The sequence below is a fragment of the Pseudomonas sp. PDM10 genome, from assembly GCF_014852295.1.
GTDB lineage: Bacteria > Pseudomonadota > Gammaproteobacteria > Pseudomonadales > Pseudomonadaceae > Aquipseudomonas.
Map to the genome: position 1 here is coordinate 63,493 of NZ_JACVBJ010000001.1, position 14,985 is coordinate 78,477.

A 14,985-nucleotide genomic window follows, 5' to 3' on the forward strand; every position below is an offset into this window, starting at 1 on the left:
CCCTGCAAATAGACCGGCGATTATACGCACAAGTCACCTGGGAGACCGCGATGCTGGAAACCGAGCGCTACGAATGTCCGTATTGTGGTGAAGAGGCTGAGGCCGTTCTGGACTTGTCCGGTGGCGATCAGACCTATATCGAGGACTGTCCGGTGTGTTGTCGCCCCATCACGTTTGTCTTGCAGACTGACGGTCAGGAATGGTTGCTCGAAGTTCACAGCGAAAACGAATGAAAGGGGCACCCCATGCAGCGAATCTACGAGCCGGAAAACCTCATGGAAGGTGAGTTGCTGCAAAGCATGTTGGCCAGCGAGGGCATTGAAGCGCATCTGGTGGGGCGCGATTTGCTCGGTGGCAGCGGCGAATTGCCGATCTTCGGCCTGCTGGGCCTGTCGGTCGATAACGACGAGGCTGAATACGCCCGGGAGCTGATCACCGCGTACAATGCCGCGCTGCCACTGCCCGACGATGAACCGGAAAGTTTTCCCGGCACGCTGGTCTGTTAGGCTGACGTTCGTTTTATCAAGAGTCGTGTTGCCCCATGTGTGGACGTTATGCCCTGTTTCGCTGGAACCCCGCCTTCGCGGCCCTGCCTGGCTTCCCCGCCGATCAGCAGGCCCAGTGGAATATTTCTCCCAACGATTCGGTGTTGATGCTGCGCGCCGGCGTTGAGGGTCGGCGAGAGTTGGCCCGCGCGCGCTGGGGGTTGACGCCGTCGTGGCTGACCGATTTGTCCCGTACGCCAGCCCATGCCCGGGCTGAAACCGTCGCTGAACAACCGATGTTTCGCCAGGCCCTGCGCGAACGCCGTTGCCTGTTGCCGGCCAATGGTTTTTACGAATGGCGCGGCACCACACGCAAGCGTCCGTATTGGCTGACACCGGGGGAGGGCTCGGCGCTGTTCTTTGCGGCGATTTGGGAAGCGTATCCGGTGCAGGAGCAGGTGTGGCTGAGTACAGCGGTGATCACTCAGCCGGCGGCGAGTCAGCGCCGGCCGTTGATTCTCGATGCGGCGGGGCAGGAGGCGTGGCTCAATCCAGAGACTCCATTGCATGCCTTGCAAGCGTTACTCGCCAGTGAACCCGCGGCGTTGCGCGAGCGGGTGTTGGCGAATCTGGTGAATGATCCGAAGCTCAATGGGCCGGAGTGTCTGACGCCGGGTTGATGAACCGTGAGTGTCTTCAAATATTTGTCAGGTTCAAAATCGACCCCTCACCCCAGCCCTCTCCCCATGGGGGAAAGGGAGACGATCTCGGTTGCTTTCAGGACCTGAGATCGGCTCGGTAATTCAGGTCGATGTAGCTCTAAGAACACCTCGATCAGTTCCCTCGCCTCTTGGGGAGAGGGTTAGGGTGAGGGGGCTCTTCAGACCTTGAACTGATTGATCAACCGCCGCTGTTGCTCAGCCAGCTTGGTCAGGTCCGCACTCGCCGCACTCGACTCATCCGCTCCGCCTGCCACTTCATTGGCCACTTGCCCGATGTTGATCACGTTACGGTTGATGTCGTCAGCCACCGCACTCTGTTCCTCGGCCGCACTGGCAATCTGGGTGTTCATGTCGTTGATCACCGACACCGCCTGAGTAATCGTCTCCAGCGCCTCAGCCGCTTTCGCCGCGTGCTGCACGCTTTCGTCGGTACGGTTCTGACTGTCCTCCATCACCCGCACCACATCGCGCGTGCCTTGTTGCAGCTGCTGAATCATGGTCTGAATTTCTTCAGTGGCTTTCTGGGTCTTCTGCGCCAGGTTGCGCACTTCATCGGCCACCACCGCAAAACCGCGTCCCTGTTCGCCAGCTCGTGCCGCTTCGATGGCCGCGTTCAAGGCCAGCAGGTTGGTCTGTTCGGCGATCCCGCGAATCGCCGTCAAGATCGCATTGATGTTCTCGCTGTCCTTGGCCAAGGTTTGCACCACGCCGACGGCCTTGCCGATTTCTATCGCCAGTACGCCAATCGAGTTCGACGTATCGCGCACGATTTGCATGCCCTGCGCCGCGGCCTGATCGGCATGGCTGGCGGCTTGCGCAGCCTGGGTCGCGTTGCGCGCCACGTCCTGAGCGGTCGCTGTCATTTCATGCACCGCCGTGGCGACTTGATCAATCTCGGCCATTTGCTTGTGCACGCCGATATTGGTGCGAATGGCGATGTCGGCGGTGTGTTCCGACGAATCACTGACGCTCTGCACCGAAGTCACCACCTGGGTGATCATCACCTGCAACTTGGCCAGGAAGGTGTTGAAGCCTTTGGCGATCGAGCCCAGTTCGTCGGCACGGTCGCTGGTCAGGCGTCGAGTCAGGTCACCTTCGCCCTGAGCGATGTCGTCGAGCATGGCAACCATCTGTTTCAGCGGTCGGGCAATGCCGTGGCCCACCAGCCAGATCACCAGCAAGCCGATACCGGCAATCAACAAGCCGACCATGGCCATGCCGAAGGTGTCGGACTTGCGCTGGGCGTCCAGATCGCCCTGAAGTTTTTGCAGGTCGGCCATCACCGCGTTCAGCGGCAGTTGCAGCATGAGGGTCCAGCGAGCGTCGGTCTGGCCGATGCCGAACGGCAGGTACAACTCGATCCGGCCCTGGGCCTTGTCGACGCTGTAGGTGACTTCGCCGCGCTTGAGATTGGCCATGTTGGCGATCTGCTGGCTGTCGAGGATGTCGCTGACCTTCTCGCCGAATTTGCTTGGGTCCTTGGTGTAGGCAACGATCCGGCTGTTGCCGCCAATCAGGGCCATTTCACCCGCGCCGCTGTACAACTTCTGATTCGCGCCGAGGAGCATTTCCTGGATGAAGTTCACCGACAGGTCGGCGCCGACGATCCCCTGGAAGGCTCCGTTGAGCATGATCGGTTCTATAAAGGAGGCGAGCATGACGATCTTGTCGCCGACCTTGTAGGGCGCCGGATCGATCACGCAGGACTTTTTGGTTTCTTTGGAACACAGGTAGTACTCGCTGGCACGCACGCCGGTGGACAGGGTTTTCTGGTCGTCGACGTCCACCAGTTTGTCCAGGCCCAGGCTGCCGTCTTCGTTGCGGAACCACCACGGCAGGAAGCGGCCGTTGCTGGCGTCGATGCCGACCACCTGGGTGCCGACGTAGGCTGCATCGTTGTGATCGAGGGCGTTTTTTTCCCAGCCGATGTAGGTGCCGAGAATTTTCGGGTTCTTGGCGACGTTTTCCTTGATCAGGCTGATCAATTGCTCACGGCTCAGGTTCAACTGTGGCTGGCCATCGGCGCCCGGGGTGCCGATCAATGCGTTGACTCGCACCAGTCCGCCGGCAATCAGCAGTGGCGCTTCGAGCTCGCGCTGGATCTGGCTGACCTGGGTTTGCGCCAGGGATGTCAGGCGTTGTTCGATGACTTGCTCGAATTGTGCCTGGGTCCGCTGCTGGACCATGTCTTGTGTCCGTGCGCCGGAAAACAGCGCGTACAGCACCAGGGCTGCCACGACACTAAGAACGATGGCGCCGGCGAGGGCCGCCACGGAAAACTGGATCGACTTGAATTTCATGGGGGCTCCGCACGCAAGAGGACGTCTGCGGTGGTGTATCGGCAGGGGGGATGATGGCCATGAGCGGAGGTTGGCGAATTGGCTGTTTTTGAGGGTTTGATGTCGCAAACGAATCATTGCGGGCCGTAATCGATCGCGGTGGACACCGTTATGTGAATTTTTTCCTGCGGCCATGAGAGCTTTGTCTTAAATGTGCGTCTACACCTCTGTGGTATCTGGCGTCGATACAATTCCACGCCTAGGATACGCGGCATGTTTTCAGGGGTTTTTTTGATGAACAAGACATTGGTTGTGTGTGCACTGAGCGCAGGTCTGCTGCTCGCCGGTTGTCAGTCGGTCAATACCACCAGCGGTGGCGCGGTGGGCGTTGAGCGCAAGCAGTACATGTTCAGTATGTTGTCGACCGACGAGGTCAACCAGATGTACGCCCAGTCTTATCAAAAGACTGTCGGAGAGGCGAACACCAAAGGCGTGCTGGACAAGACCAGTAACGAGGCCAAGCGTGTCCAGGCGATTGCCGACCGGCTGATTGCCCAGGCGCCGGTTTTCCGTCCGGATTCGGCCCAATGGAAATGGGAAGTCAACCTGATCAAGAGCGACGAACTCAACGCCAATTGCGGGCCTGGCGGCAAGATCATTTTCTACACAGGGCTGATCGACAGCCTGCAACTGACCGACGATGAGATCGCCGCGATCATGGGCCACGAAATCGCCCACGCCCTGCGCGAGCATGGTCGTGAAGCGATGTCCAAGGCTTACGGCATCGAAATGGCCAAGCAGGGCGCCGGTGCCTTGTTCGGTCTGGGTCAGGACAGCCTGGCGCTGGCGGATACCGTGGCCAACTACGGCATGACCTTGCCCAACAGTCGCGCCAATGAAAACGAGGCGGACCTGATCGGCCTGGAACTGGCCGCTCGCGCCGGTTATAACCCGAACGCCGCGATCACCCTGTGGAACAAGATGACCAAGGCCTCGGAAGGTTCGCCGCCGGAGTTCATGAGTACTCACCCGGCGTCGTCGAGTCGTATTGCTTCCTTGCAGGCGGCGATTCCGAAAGTCATGCCGCTGTACGAGAAAGCCAGGAAATCCTGAGCCGATGATCGTTCCCACGCTCTGCGTGGGAATGCATCCTGTGACGCTCTGCGTCACGACGTTAAAGCGGACGCGGAGCGTCCAAGGCGGCATTCCCACGCGGAGCGTGGGAACGATCAGTGTCCCGAGTTACACCCAACCGCTGCTCTGCATCGCCTTGTACACCGCGACAATGGCGAGGATGAAGAATGCCGACGCCGCCAGGCGACGAATTAACGTCAACGGCAATTTATCCGCGGCAAAGTTACCCGCCAAAACCACTGGCACGTTGGCAATCAACATGCCGGCGGTAGTGCCGATGATCACCAGCCACAGTTCCGGGTATTGCGCCGCGAGCATCACCGTGGCGACTTGCGTCTTGTCGCCCATCTCCGCAAGGAAAAACGCGATCAGCGTGGTCAGGAACGGTCCGAACTTGCGGGCGGTGCTGGCTTCGTCGTCATCCATCTTGTCCGGCACCAGGGTCCACAATGCGGTCGCGGTGAAGCTCGCGGCGAGGATCCAGTGCAGCGTCGCATTCGAGAAGAAACTACCGACCCAGGCGCCTACCGCGCCGGCTGCTGCGTGGTTGGCCAGGGTTGCCGCGACGATACCGGCGATGATCGGCCAGGGTTTGCGAAAGCGAGCGGCGAGAATGAGCGCGAGCAGTTGCGTCTTGTCGCCGATTTCGGCCAAGGCAACGATTGCGGTGGGAACGAGAAGTGAATCCAGCATCAGGGTTTTCCTAAGGGGCGGGTCGACACGGCTATGACACGTACAGCCTTCCCGCCCCGGGTAAGGTGTTCGTGTCATAGGTCTTGTCAAACCCTGCGATCCGTCTGATGCGGACGCTTGGGTCGCATACGCCATGGTCTGTTGACCAAGTATGTTGACGTATGCCGGACGAGCATGGCGCTCGTGGGAGACTACTCCCCTAGGACGGAGCGGATTCTGCCTAGGCAAAATCCGTTAGGCAAGCACTTATTTATCAGCCGCGTTTGGCCCGATAGATTCTGAAACCCTGTCCCTCGGCCTTGATTGCGCACACCCCGAGATGCTCTTCGATCAGCGGCTGGTACTTCAGGAAGCTGTTGGCTACCAGGCGCAGTTCGCCGCCGTTTTTCAGATGTTTGGCCGCTTTTCGCAGCAAGTTCTCGGTGGCGAAGTAATCGGTGTGGACGCCGACATGGAACGGCGGGTTGCTCAAAATCGCACTCAAGCCCATCGGTGCTGCGTCGATCCCGTCACCGGTAATCACGTCAGCTTCCAGACCGTTGGCAGCCAATGTCAGGCGACTGCTGGCAGCCGCAAACGCATCCACATCAAGCAAGGTGACCTGGTTGTGTGGATAGCGACGTTTCACGGCCGCTCCCAACACACCGGCACCGCAACCGAAGTCCAGCAAATGGCCGCTCGGCAATTTGTCCAGATGTTCCAGCAACAGTGCACTGCCGCGATCCAGTCGACCATGGCTGAACACGCCCGGCAGGCTGATGACTTTCAATGGGCCTTCAGCCAGCGGCAATTCGTAGGTCTGCGCCAGGCTTTCCAGCGACTTGGCTTGCGGCGCCGTGGCCACGGTAACCAGCCACAGCTGGCAATGCCGCGCGCTGTCGAGCTTGCGCGGTTTGCCGAAGGGGTTCAGTTGTTTGGCGGCGCCTTCGATCCCGCTGCGTTTTTCCCCCACAAGGTACAACTCGCGACCGGCCAGGCGCGAGGCGAGGGCGTTGAGGATGTAATCGGTCAGGTCCTTGGACTTGGGCAAAAAAACCACGGCGGTTTCAAACTCACGCTCGGGGGCGTTCACACCAAAATGGCTGCGCTCGGCGAAACGGGCGTCCAGTGCGGCCTGGTCGCCGGCATGCCAGCACCAACCGTGGGCATCGGGCAGTCGGCCCAGCAGATCGTCGGCGGGCAAACCGGCCAACAACACCGAACCCTGGAATAACTCGGCCTGACGAAGCAGTACTTCACTGCGCGGATCCATACTCTGCTCCTGTGAAAAAAGTGCCGCAGTCTATCAACTGACGACCCGCAGTGCTTTACCGCTGAAGTATCCCTGCGCGTTTTCGGTCAACTGACCCACGATCCGCTGGCGTGCCTCGCGGCTGCCCCAGGCGTTGTGCGGGGTGACAATCAGCCGTGGAATGTCGTGGGCCAGCAGCGGATTGCCGGCGGTCGGTGGCTCGACGCTCAACACGTCGGTCGCCGCGCCACCCAGGTGACCGTTGCGCAAGGCATCGGCCAGGGCCTGTTCGTCGATCAGGCCGCCGCGTGCGGTGTTGACCACGAACGCACCGGGTTTCATCGAGGCCAGCTCACGGGCTCCGATGAAGTGGCGAGTGTGTTCGTTGAGCGGGCAGTGCAGGGTCAGCGCGTCGATCTGCGGCAGCAGCTCTTCCAGTGGCAAACGATCCGGCCGGGCAGGGCGCCCGGGAATCTGGCCGAGCAGTACACGCATGCCAAAGGCTTCGGCCAGTCGTGCGACCGCGCCGCCCAGTTCGCCGTGACCGAGCAGGCCGAGGGTTTTGCCTTCCAGTTCGACAATCGGGTAATCCAGCAGGCAGAACTGTTTCGCCTGCTGCCAGCGACCTTCGCCGACAGCCTTTTGATAATCAGCCAGGCGCGTGGCCAGATTGAGCAGCAACATGATCGTGTGCTGCGCCACCGACGGCGTGCCGTAACCCTGGCAGTTGCAGACAGTAATGCCATGGGCGCGGGCGGCGGCGAGGTCAACGTTGTTGGTGCCGGTGGCGGTGATCAGGATCAGTTTCAGCTCGGGGCTGGCAGCGATGGCGGCGGCGTCGATCAGGATTTTGTTGCTGATGGCAACGGTGGCGCCCTTGAGGCGTTCGATCACCTGGTCCGGCGTGGTCTGGGCGAAAAGCTGTAAGTCGCTGAAACACTCTTGCAGCGGGCTGAGGTCGAGGTCGCCCAAGTCCAGGGACGGGTGGTCGAGGAAAACGGCGCGGTGAGTGTTCGTCATCAACTGTACCTTTTGTGCAATGAACTGAAGGCGTAATCTGCCGAGCCTACCAGATGAAACAAATCGTTACGCTTGGCCAAAAGGAACCCCCATGTATTGGACAGAGTTTTTGACCGTTGCCTTGATTCACTTGCTGGCCGTGGCCAGCCCCGGCCCGGACTTTGCTGTGGTGGTGCGTGAGAGCGTGACCCATGGTCGTCGTGCTGGCACCTGGACGGCGCTGGGTGTCGGCACGGCCATTTTTCTGCACGTCGGCTATTCGTTGCTCGGCATTGGCCTGATCGTGTCCCAGTCGATCGTATTGTTTAATGCCCTGAAATGGGCGGCCGCCGCGTACCTGCTGTACATCGGCTTCAAGGCCCTGCGAGCTCGGCCGGCCCAACCTGCGGCTGACGATCTGCACAAGGAAGCGGGCGAGCGCACGGCTCGCGGCGCTTTCACTTCGGGTTTCGTGACCAACGGTCTGAACCCGAAAGCGACGCTGTTCTTCCTCTCGCTGTTCACCGTGGTGATCAATCCGCACACGCCGCTGACGGTACAGGCGGGCTACGGCCTCTACCTCGCGGTGGCCACCGCGGTGTGGTTCTGCCTGGTGGCGATGCTGTTCAGCCAGCAGCGCGTGCGCGCAGGTTTTGCCCGGATGGGCCACTGGTTCGATCGGACCATGGGCGCGGTACTGATCGCCATCGGTGTGAAGCTCGCGTTTACCGAGATGCACTGAGGCCCGGTGAGACGGCTAGCGATGTAATACCAGCCGCGTGAAGCGTTTGAAGCTGGTTCTATTGAGGTGCCGCCAGGGAATCGAGCGTAACAGCTGCCAGGCTTCTGTCTTGTCTTCGACCACGGCATATTTGAGGGCCTTGTTCACCAGTCTGGTGCGGGCGCTCTGATAGCCGGGATGGTTCACATACGGCGCGATTGCCTCAAGGTCTGCCTGGAGCAGCATCCGGTATTTTCTCGACAGGTTGTTGGTATGGCGGCGATACCGGGTCATGCAGATTGGCAATTCATGGATCTCATATCCCAGCCGGGCAATCCGCAACGTCATCTGAAAGTCCTGAACCCGCAGCTTTGGCGCGTAGAAGTCGGCACTTCGCATCGCTTTCATGCGATAGAGCGCAACAGGCGCGCCGACCACGACAGCACCTCTGAGGACCTGATCGAAGTTGTAGGTGTGTATCCGGTCGCGTTGTTGCTGCTTGAGGGTGTTGCCGTCGCTGTCCATGTAGCTGATCAGCGCACCGACGCAGCCGACATTCGGGTGCTTGCAAAGGTATTCGGCGCGAATGCGCACGGACTCCGGCAGCATGATGTCGTCCAGGTCCGGCGTCGACACATAGACGCCTTTGGCGTATCGCAAGCCGTGGTTGAGCGCCGCGCTCACGCCCTGATTCGGTTGCGAATACAGTTGGAAGTCATAGGTTTGTTGTAATCGCTTGAGCATGGCGAGGCTGTCGTCGCTGGACCCGTCATCCACGATGATGACTTCGAAGTTCGGGTAGTCCTGGGCGAAGATGCTCTTGATGGCGTCTTCCAGAAATCTTTGCATGTTGAAGCAGGGTGCCACGATGGAAACCAGGGGCGCTTGTGTCGATCGGGAGTTCTCGGGGGCGGTCAGTTCAATACTCATTGTTGTATGCGATACCGATGGCGTGTGACCAGACAGGTCTAGTGACAAGATCCTTCTCTTGAAGATGAGGTGGAGGGTTGGGCGGTTTGGCTGCCAACCGATCGGCTCATCGTGTCCGTATCGTACGTAGGGTCACAGACAAGTGTTGCGCGCATGCGTTTCAACGTTTTACAGCGCAGATCCCGAATTCCCCACGAAACACGTCAGATAGTGGCGCAAAGCTAGCATTTATCCGGCTCTACAAATCATTCCTTTGGCTGATTTGGCTGGCGTCCAAGGGCACTAAAGTGCTTACTTTCAGCCACGACCGTGCAGTCAGAAAAGGGACTCTTATGTTGCAGACTCGCGTTATCCCCCCAGCCGAAGGCGCTTACCAGTATCCGCTGCTGATCAAACGGCTGCTGATGTCCGGCGCTCGTTATGAGAAAACCCGCGAGATCATTTACCGCGACCAGCTGCGCTACAGCTATCCGACCCTGATCGAACGGGTCGCCAGGCTGGCCAACGTGCTGACGGCGGCCGGCGTCAAGGCCGGGGATACCGTGGCGGTGATGGACTGGGACAGCCATCGTTATCTGGAATGCATGTTCGCCATCCCGATGATTGGCGCGGTGATCCACACCATTAACGTGCGCCTGTCACCGGAACAGATCCTCTACACCATGAACCACGCCGAGGACCGCTTTGTGCTGGTCAACAGCGAGTTCGTCGGGTTGTACCAGGCCATTGCCGGGCACCTGACCACGGTGGAGAAAACCCTGTTGCTGACTGACCTGCCGGAGAAAACCGCCGACCTGCCGAACCTCATCGGCGAGTATGAGCAGTTGCTGGCGGCGGCGAGCACGCAGTGCGACTTTCAGGACTTCGACGAAAACTCGGTCGCGACCACGTTCTACACCACCGGCACCACCGGTAATCCCAAAGGTGTGTACTTCACCCATCGGCAACTGGTGCTGCACACCATGGGTGTGTCGACCATCATGGGCGCCATCGATAGCGTGCGGTTGCTGGGCACCAACGACGTGTACATGCCGATTACCCCGATGTTCCATGTACACGCCTGGGGGCTGCCGTATGTGGCGACCATGCTCGGGCTCAAGCAGGTCTATCCCGGTCGCTATGACCCTGAGTACCTGGTGGAGCTGTGGCGCAAGGAGAAGGTCACCTTTTCCCATTGCGTGCCGACCATCCTGCAAATGGTCCTCAATTCCAAAGCGGCGCAAGGCACGGATTTCGGTGGCTGGAAAATCGTCATCGGTGGCAGTGCGCTGAACCGTGCGCTGTACGACGCGGCCAAGGCCAAGGGCATTCAACTGACCGCCGCTTACGGCATGTCGGAAACCGGGCCGTTGGTGTCGTGTGCCCACCTCAACGATGAGCTGATGGCCGGCACCGAAGACGAACGCACCACGTACCGGATCAAGGCCGGTGTACCGGGGCCATTGGTGGAGGCGGCGATCGTCGACACCGACGGCAACTTCCTGCCCGCCGATGGCGAGACCCAGGGCGAACTGGTGCTGCGTGCGCCATGGCTTACCGAAGGCTATTTCAACGAACCGCAAAAGGGCGCCGAGCTCTGGGCCGGGGGCTGGCTGCACACCGGTGACGTCGCGACCCTGGACAGCATGGGTGTGATCGACATTCGCGACCGGATCAAAGACGTGATCAAGACCGGCGGCGAGTGGATCTCCTCCCTGGACCTTGAAGACTTGATCAGCCGCCACCCTGCGGTACGCGAAGTAGCAGTGGTGGGCATCGCCGATCCGCAGTGGGGCGAACGTCCGTTCGCACTGCTGGTGGTCCGCGAAGGCCATGAGATCGGGGCCAAAGAACTGAAGGAACACCTCAAGCCGTTCGTGGAACTGGGGCACCTGAGCAAGTGGGCCATCCCGAGTCAGATCGCCCTTGTTACTGAAATTCCCAAGACCAGCGTCGGTAAACTCGACAAGAAGCGTATTCGCGTCGACATCACCGAATGGCAAGCCAACAACAGCACCTTCCTCTCGACGCTTTAAGCGTCACTTGGCGCGCCCAAAAGGGCACGCCAGCCCCACCAAGCAAGCGCTTGGCTTGTCAAATCTGAAATTTCAGCCATTCTTGCCGTGCCGACAGGTGTCGGCTTGGCAAAGGACTGTTCCAGAGTGGCTGGCAGCTGCAAATCACACTTTAGAGGGATCAAGCAGTACTACCTGCTGGCTATAGTCCGCTCAAGGATTTTTAAGAACGGAGCAAACGCACAAACCGGGGCGATGCAACTTTGGAATGACTTAGGGACACCTTGGCTCCCAGTCATCCACAGCGTTTTTAGAAGTGCTCACTGCCATAACAATAATGCACATGGAGTAGCGTCGATGACATCAGTAAACCAGTTCTGGCGCAGGGCAAAACTGCCCCTGGCGGTCAGTCTTGCCTCTACGCTCGCCGGGCCAGCATTCGGCGTCAGTTTCAACGTTGGGGAAATCGAAGGTCAGTTCGACTCGTCCCTGTCGATCGGTGCCAGTTGGTCTACTGAAAATGCCAACAAGAACCTCATCGGCGTCAACAACGGCGGCCGCGGCCTGTCCCAGACTTCCGACGACGGTCACCTGAACTTCAAGAGCGGCGAAACGTTCTCCAAGATCTTCAAGGGCATCCATGACCTTGAATTGAAATATGGCGATACCGGCGTTTTCGTCCGTGGCAAATACTGGTACGACTTTGAACTCAAGGACGAAAGCCGTCCGTTCAAGGACATCAGCGACAGCAACCGCAAGGAAGGCGCCAAGTCCTCCGGCGGCCAGATCCTCGACGCCTTCGTCTACCACAACTACTCCGTTGCCGATCAGCCGGGCTCCGTGCGTCTGGGCAAGCAAGTAGTGAGTTGGGGTGAAAGTACCTTCATCGGCGGCGGCATCAACTCGATCAACCCGATCGACGTGTCCGCGTTCCGTCGTCCTGGTGCCGAGATCAAGGAAGGCCTGATCCCGGTCAACATGTTCTACGTGTCCCAGAGCCTCACCGAGAACCTCTCGACCGAAGCCTTCTACCAGCTCGAATGGGACCAGACCGTTGTCGACAACTGCGGCACCTTCTTCTCGCAACCGGATGTGATTGCGGATGGCTGCGATAACAACCTGGCCGTACTGCGCACCCGTAACGGGCTCAACAGCGCACTGACGTCTGCAGGGCTGCCGGCTTCGCTGCGTAATGCCACCATCAACACCCTGGCTGCCAGGGGCGTGACCTGGGGTGATCCGGATGAAGGCGTCATCGTTCGTCGCGGTCCGGATCGCGATGCCCGTGACAGCGGTCAATTTGGCGTGTCCTTCAAATACATGTTCGATCCGCTGGACACCGAGTTCGGCGCCTACTTCATGAACTACCACAGCCGTGCGCCGATTTTCAGCGGCAAAGGTGCTCCGGCGAGCGCATACAGCGCGACGGGCCTGGTGGGTTCGCTGGTGGCCAGGGGTGTTCCTCTCGCTGTCGCGCGTAACCTGGCACCGACCTTGTTGCCATTGAATGTGGCCGGTAACTCCAGCTACTACGTCGAGTACCCTGAAGATATTCGCCTGTATGGCTTGAGCTTCTCCACCACGTTACCGACAGGTACGGCGTGGAGTGGTGAAGTCAGCTACCGGCCGAATGCTCCGGTTCAGCTCAACACCACCGACATTCTCTTTTCCGGTCTGACACCTCTGAACCCTAACGTTTCCGTACTCCAGGGGACGCCAGGGCAGGATCAAAAAGGCTATCGCCGCAAGGAAGTGACCCAGCTCCAGACGACCCTGACTCACTTCTTCGACCAGGTGATGGGCGCTGAGCGACTGACCCTGGTGGGCGAGGTCGGCTTTACTCACGTTGGTGGTCTGGAAAGCACTAACAAAGCGCGTTACGGCCGTGACCCGAGCTACGGCCCTGGTCCATTGCCAAGTGGTCAGTGCGTGGCATTGAACACTTCTACCCTGGCAGGCGGACCGCAAAACAACGTCAGTCGCTATTGCGAAAACGACGGGTTCACCACCGCAAACTCCTGGGGCTACCGTGGTCGTGCCATCTGGGAATACAACGACGTATTCGCCGGTGTGAACCTCAAGCCGAACGTGGCCTGGTCCCATGACGTGGAAGGCTACTCGCCTGGCCCTGGCGGCAACTTCGAGGAAGGTCGCAAAGCGGTGAGCCTGGGCGTCGATGCCGAGTACCAGAACACCTACACCGCGAGCCTGGCTTACACCAACTTCTTTGATGGCAAGTACACCACCGTCGATGACCGCGATTTCGTTGCGCTCAGCTTCGGCGTGAACTTCTAAGCACTGCATTATCAGGACGAACACACCTATGAAAATAACAAAGAGTCTGTTCCACGTCGGTGTTCTGGGGCTTTCGCTGCTGGCGACCGGCGTCATGGCGGCGGTCCCCGCGGCCGAAGCGGACAAACTGGGCAAGAGCCTGACCCCGATGGGCGCCGAGATGGCGGGTAACGCCGACGGATCGATCCCGGCCTGGAAGCCGATGGCGAAAAACGCCGGCACCGCCGACAGCAAAGGTTTCCTGTCCGACCCGTTCGCCAGTGAAAAACCACTGTTCACCATCACCGAGCAGAACGTCGACCAGTACAAGGACAAACTCGCACCGGGCCAATACGCGATGTTCAAGCGCTACCCGGAAACCTTCAAGATGCCGGTCTACCCGTCCCATCGCGGCGCGACCGTGCCGGATGCCGTGTTTGCCTCCATCAAGAAAAACGCCACCGCCACTAACCTGGTGTCCGGCGGCAACGGTCTGGAGAATTTCGAAACTGCCGTTCCATTCCCGATTCCGAAGACCGGCGTCGAAGTCATCTGGAACCACATCACCCGCTATCGCGGTGGCAGCGTGACCCGTCTGGTGACCCAGGCCACGCCGCAGCCTAACGGCTCGTACAGCCTGGTGTACTTCCAGGACCAGTTCGTGTTCCGCGACAAGATGAAGGATTACGATCCGGCGAATCCGGGCAACATCCTGTTCTACTTCAAACAGAAAGTGACCGCGCCGGCACGTCTGGCCGGTGGTGTGCTGCTGGTGCACGAAACCCTCGACCAAGTGAAGGAACCGCGTTCGGCGTGGGTCTACAACGCCGGTCAGCGTCGTGTGCGTCGCGCACCACAAGTGTCCTATGACGGACCGGGTACCGCAGCCGACGGCCTGCGTACCTCCGACAACCTGGACATGTACAACGGTGCGCCGGATCGTTACGACTGGAAGCTCGAAGGCAAGAAAGAGATGTACATCGCCTCCGACAGCTACAAGCTCGACTCGCCGCAACTCAAGTACGACGACATCATCAAGGCCGGTCACATCAACCAGGACCTGGCGCGTTACGAGCTGCGCCGTGTCTGGCATGTGGTGGCTACCTTGAAGGAAGGTCAGCGTCACATCTATGCCAAGCGTGACTTCTACATCGATGAAGACACCTGGCAAGCGGCCGTGATCGATCACTACGACGGTCGTAATCAACTGTGGCGTGTGGCGGAAGCTCATTCCCAGAACTACTACAACGTTCAAGTGCCGTGGTACACCCTGGAAACCTTGTACGACCTGCAATCGGGCCGCTACCTGGCGCTGGGCATGAAGAACGAAGAGAAATCGGCTTATGACTTCGGCTTTACCGCCACCACCAGCGACTTCACTCCGGCCGCTCTGCGCCAGGATGGTGTTCGCTAAGTTGTCCTGAACAGAGGCCGCATCCTCGAGAAACGCCCCGACTGGTTCGGGGCGTTTTTTTTTGCCTGAAAATCTTCGGCGCCTGCGATGGCCTTTTCGCGAGCAAGTC

General features: G+C 59.5%; 13 protein-coding genes, 1 pseudogene and 1 riboswitch. Of the genes and pseudogenes, 8 read left to right on the forward strand and 6 right to left on the reverse strand.

Annotated features, from left to right (window positions below):
• Positions 1-50 precede the first annotated feature (50 nt).
• Genes IB252_RS00330 through IB252_RS00340 form a run of 3 tightly spaced genes read left to right on the forward strand, consistent with a single transcriptional unit; the run spans position 51 to position 1,165 of the window.
• Positions 51-233 (forward strand): CPXCG motif-containing cysteine-rich protein, encoded by a 183-nt coding sequence (locus IB252_RS00330; protein ID WP_008153387.1) that lies wholly within the window; start codon positions 51-53, stop codon positions 231-233.
• Between the two features lie 12 nt (positions 234-245).
• On the forward strand, positions 246-506 hold the full coding sequence (locus IB252_RS00335) for a putative signal transducing protein (RefSeq protein ID WP_111451290.1): 261 nt from the start codon (positions 246-248) through the stop codon (positions 504-506).
• A gap of 35 nt (positions 507-541) precedes the next feature.
• Positions 542-1,165: an SOS response-associated peptidase gene (locus tag IB252_RS00340; RefSeq protein WP_192406206.1), complete on the forward strand. Its 624-nt coding sequence runs from the start codon at positions 542-544 to the stop codon at positions 1,163-1,165.
• Between the two features lie 200 nt (positions 1,166-1,365).
• Here IB252_RS00340 and IB252_RS30515 read toward each other — a convergent pair whose 3' ends face one another.
• Positions 1,366-2,208 (reverse strand): methyl-accepting chemotaxis protein, encoded by an 843-nt coding sequence (locus IB252_RS30515; RefSeq protein ID WP_370695251.1) that lies wholly within the window; start codon positions 2,206-2,208, stop codon positions 1,366-1,368.
• 15 nt (positions 2,209-2,223) lie between these two features.
• A pseudogene (locus tag IB252_RS30520) lies at positions 2,224-3,681 on the reverse strand (HAMP domain-containing protein); the annotation flags it as partial.
• Positions 3,682-3,780: 99 nt separating this feature from the next.
• Between IB252_RS30520 and IB252_RS00350 the strand changes: the two are divergent.
• Entirely contained in the window at positions 3,781-4,599 is an 819-nt protein-coding gene (locus IB252_RS00350; protein WP_111451412.1) for a M48 family metallopeptidase, read from the forward strand.
• Positions 4,600-4,728: 129 nt separating this feature from the next.
• Here IB252_RS00350 and IB252_RS00355 read toward each other — a convergent pair whose 3' ends face one another.
• From IB252_RS00355 to IB252_RS00365, 3 genes are all read right to left on the reverse strand, one after another.
• Entirely contained in the window at positions 4,729-5,313 is a 585-nt protein-coding gene (locus IB252_RS00355; RefSeq protein WP_008155932.1) for a TMEM165/GDT1 family protein, read from the reverse strand.
• Between the two features lie 89 nt (positions 5,314-5,402).
• Positions 5,403-5,525: riboswitch (yybP-ykoY riboswitch) on the reverse strand.
• Between the two features lie 41 nt (positions 5,526-5,566).
• Complete coding sequence (locus tag IB252_RS00360; RefSeq protein ID WP_008155935.1) at positions 5,567-6,565, reverse strand: class I SAM-dependent methyltransferase; 999 nt, start codon at positions 6,563-6,565, stop codon at positions 5,567-5,569.
• Between the two features lie 33 nt (positions 6,566-6,598).
• Positions 6,599-7,564, reverse strand: coding sequence for a 2-hydroxyacid dehydrogenase (locus IB252_RS00365; RefSeq protein ID WP_008155937.1), 966 nt, complete (start codon positions 7,562-7,564; stop codon positions 6,599-6,601).
• 91 nt (positions 7,565-7,655) lie between these two features.
• On the opposite strand from IB252_RS00365, the gene IB252_RS00370 reads away from it, so the two are divergent.
• Positions 7,656-8,285 carry a LysE family translocator gene (locus tag IB252_RS00370; protein WP_192406209.1) on the forward strand — a complete coding sequence of 210 codons (630 nt, stop codon included), beginning with the start codon at positions 7,656-7,658 and terminating at the stop codon, positions 8,283-8,285.
• A 15-nt stretch (positions 8,286-8,300) separates the two neighbouring features.
• Here IB252_RS00370 and IB252_RS00375 read toward each other — a convergent pair whose 3' ends face one another.
• Entirely contained in the window at positions 8,301-9,194 is an 894-nt protein-coding gene (locus IB252_RS00375) for a glycosyltransferase family 2 protein (RefSeq protein ID WP_111451295.1), read from the reverse strand.
• Positions 9,195-9,526: 332 nt separating this feature from the next.
• On the opposite strand from IB252_RS00375, the gene IB252_RS00380 reads away from it, so the two are divergent.
• The 3 genes from IB252_RS00380 (at position 9,527) to IB252_RS00390 (ending at position 14,876) form a co-directional block, all read left to right on the forward strand.
• Complete coding sequence (locus IB252_RS00380; protein ID WP_192406211.1) at positions 9,527-11,209, forward strand: fatty acid--CoA ligase; 1,683 nt, start codon at positions 9,527-9,529, stop codon at positions 11,207-11,209.
• A 336-nt stretch (positions 11,210-11,545) separates the two neighbouring features.
• A complete protein-coding gene (locus IB252_RS00385) occupies positions 11,546-13,483 on the forward strand; it encodes a DUF1302 domain-containing protein (protein ID WP_192406212.1) in 1,938 nt (645 codons plus the stop codon).
• A 28-nt stretch (positions 13,484-13,511) separates the two neighbouring features.
• Entirely contained in the window at positions 13,512-14,876 is a 1,365-nt protein-coding gene (locus tag IB252_RS00390; RefSeq protein ID WP_192406213.1) for a DUF1329 domain-containing protein, read from the forward strand.
• The last annotated feature ends 109 nt before the right edge of the window (positions 14,877-14,985 follow it).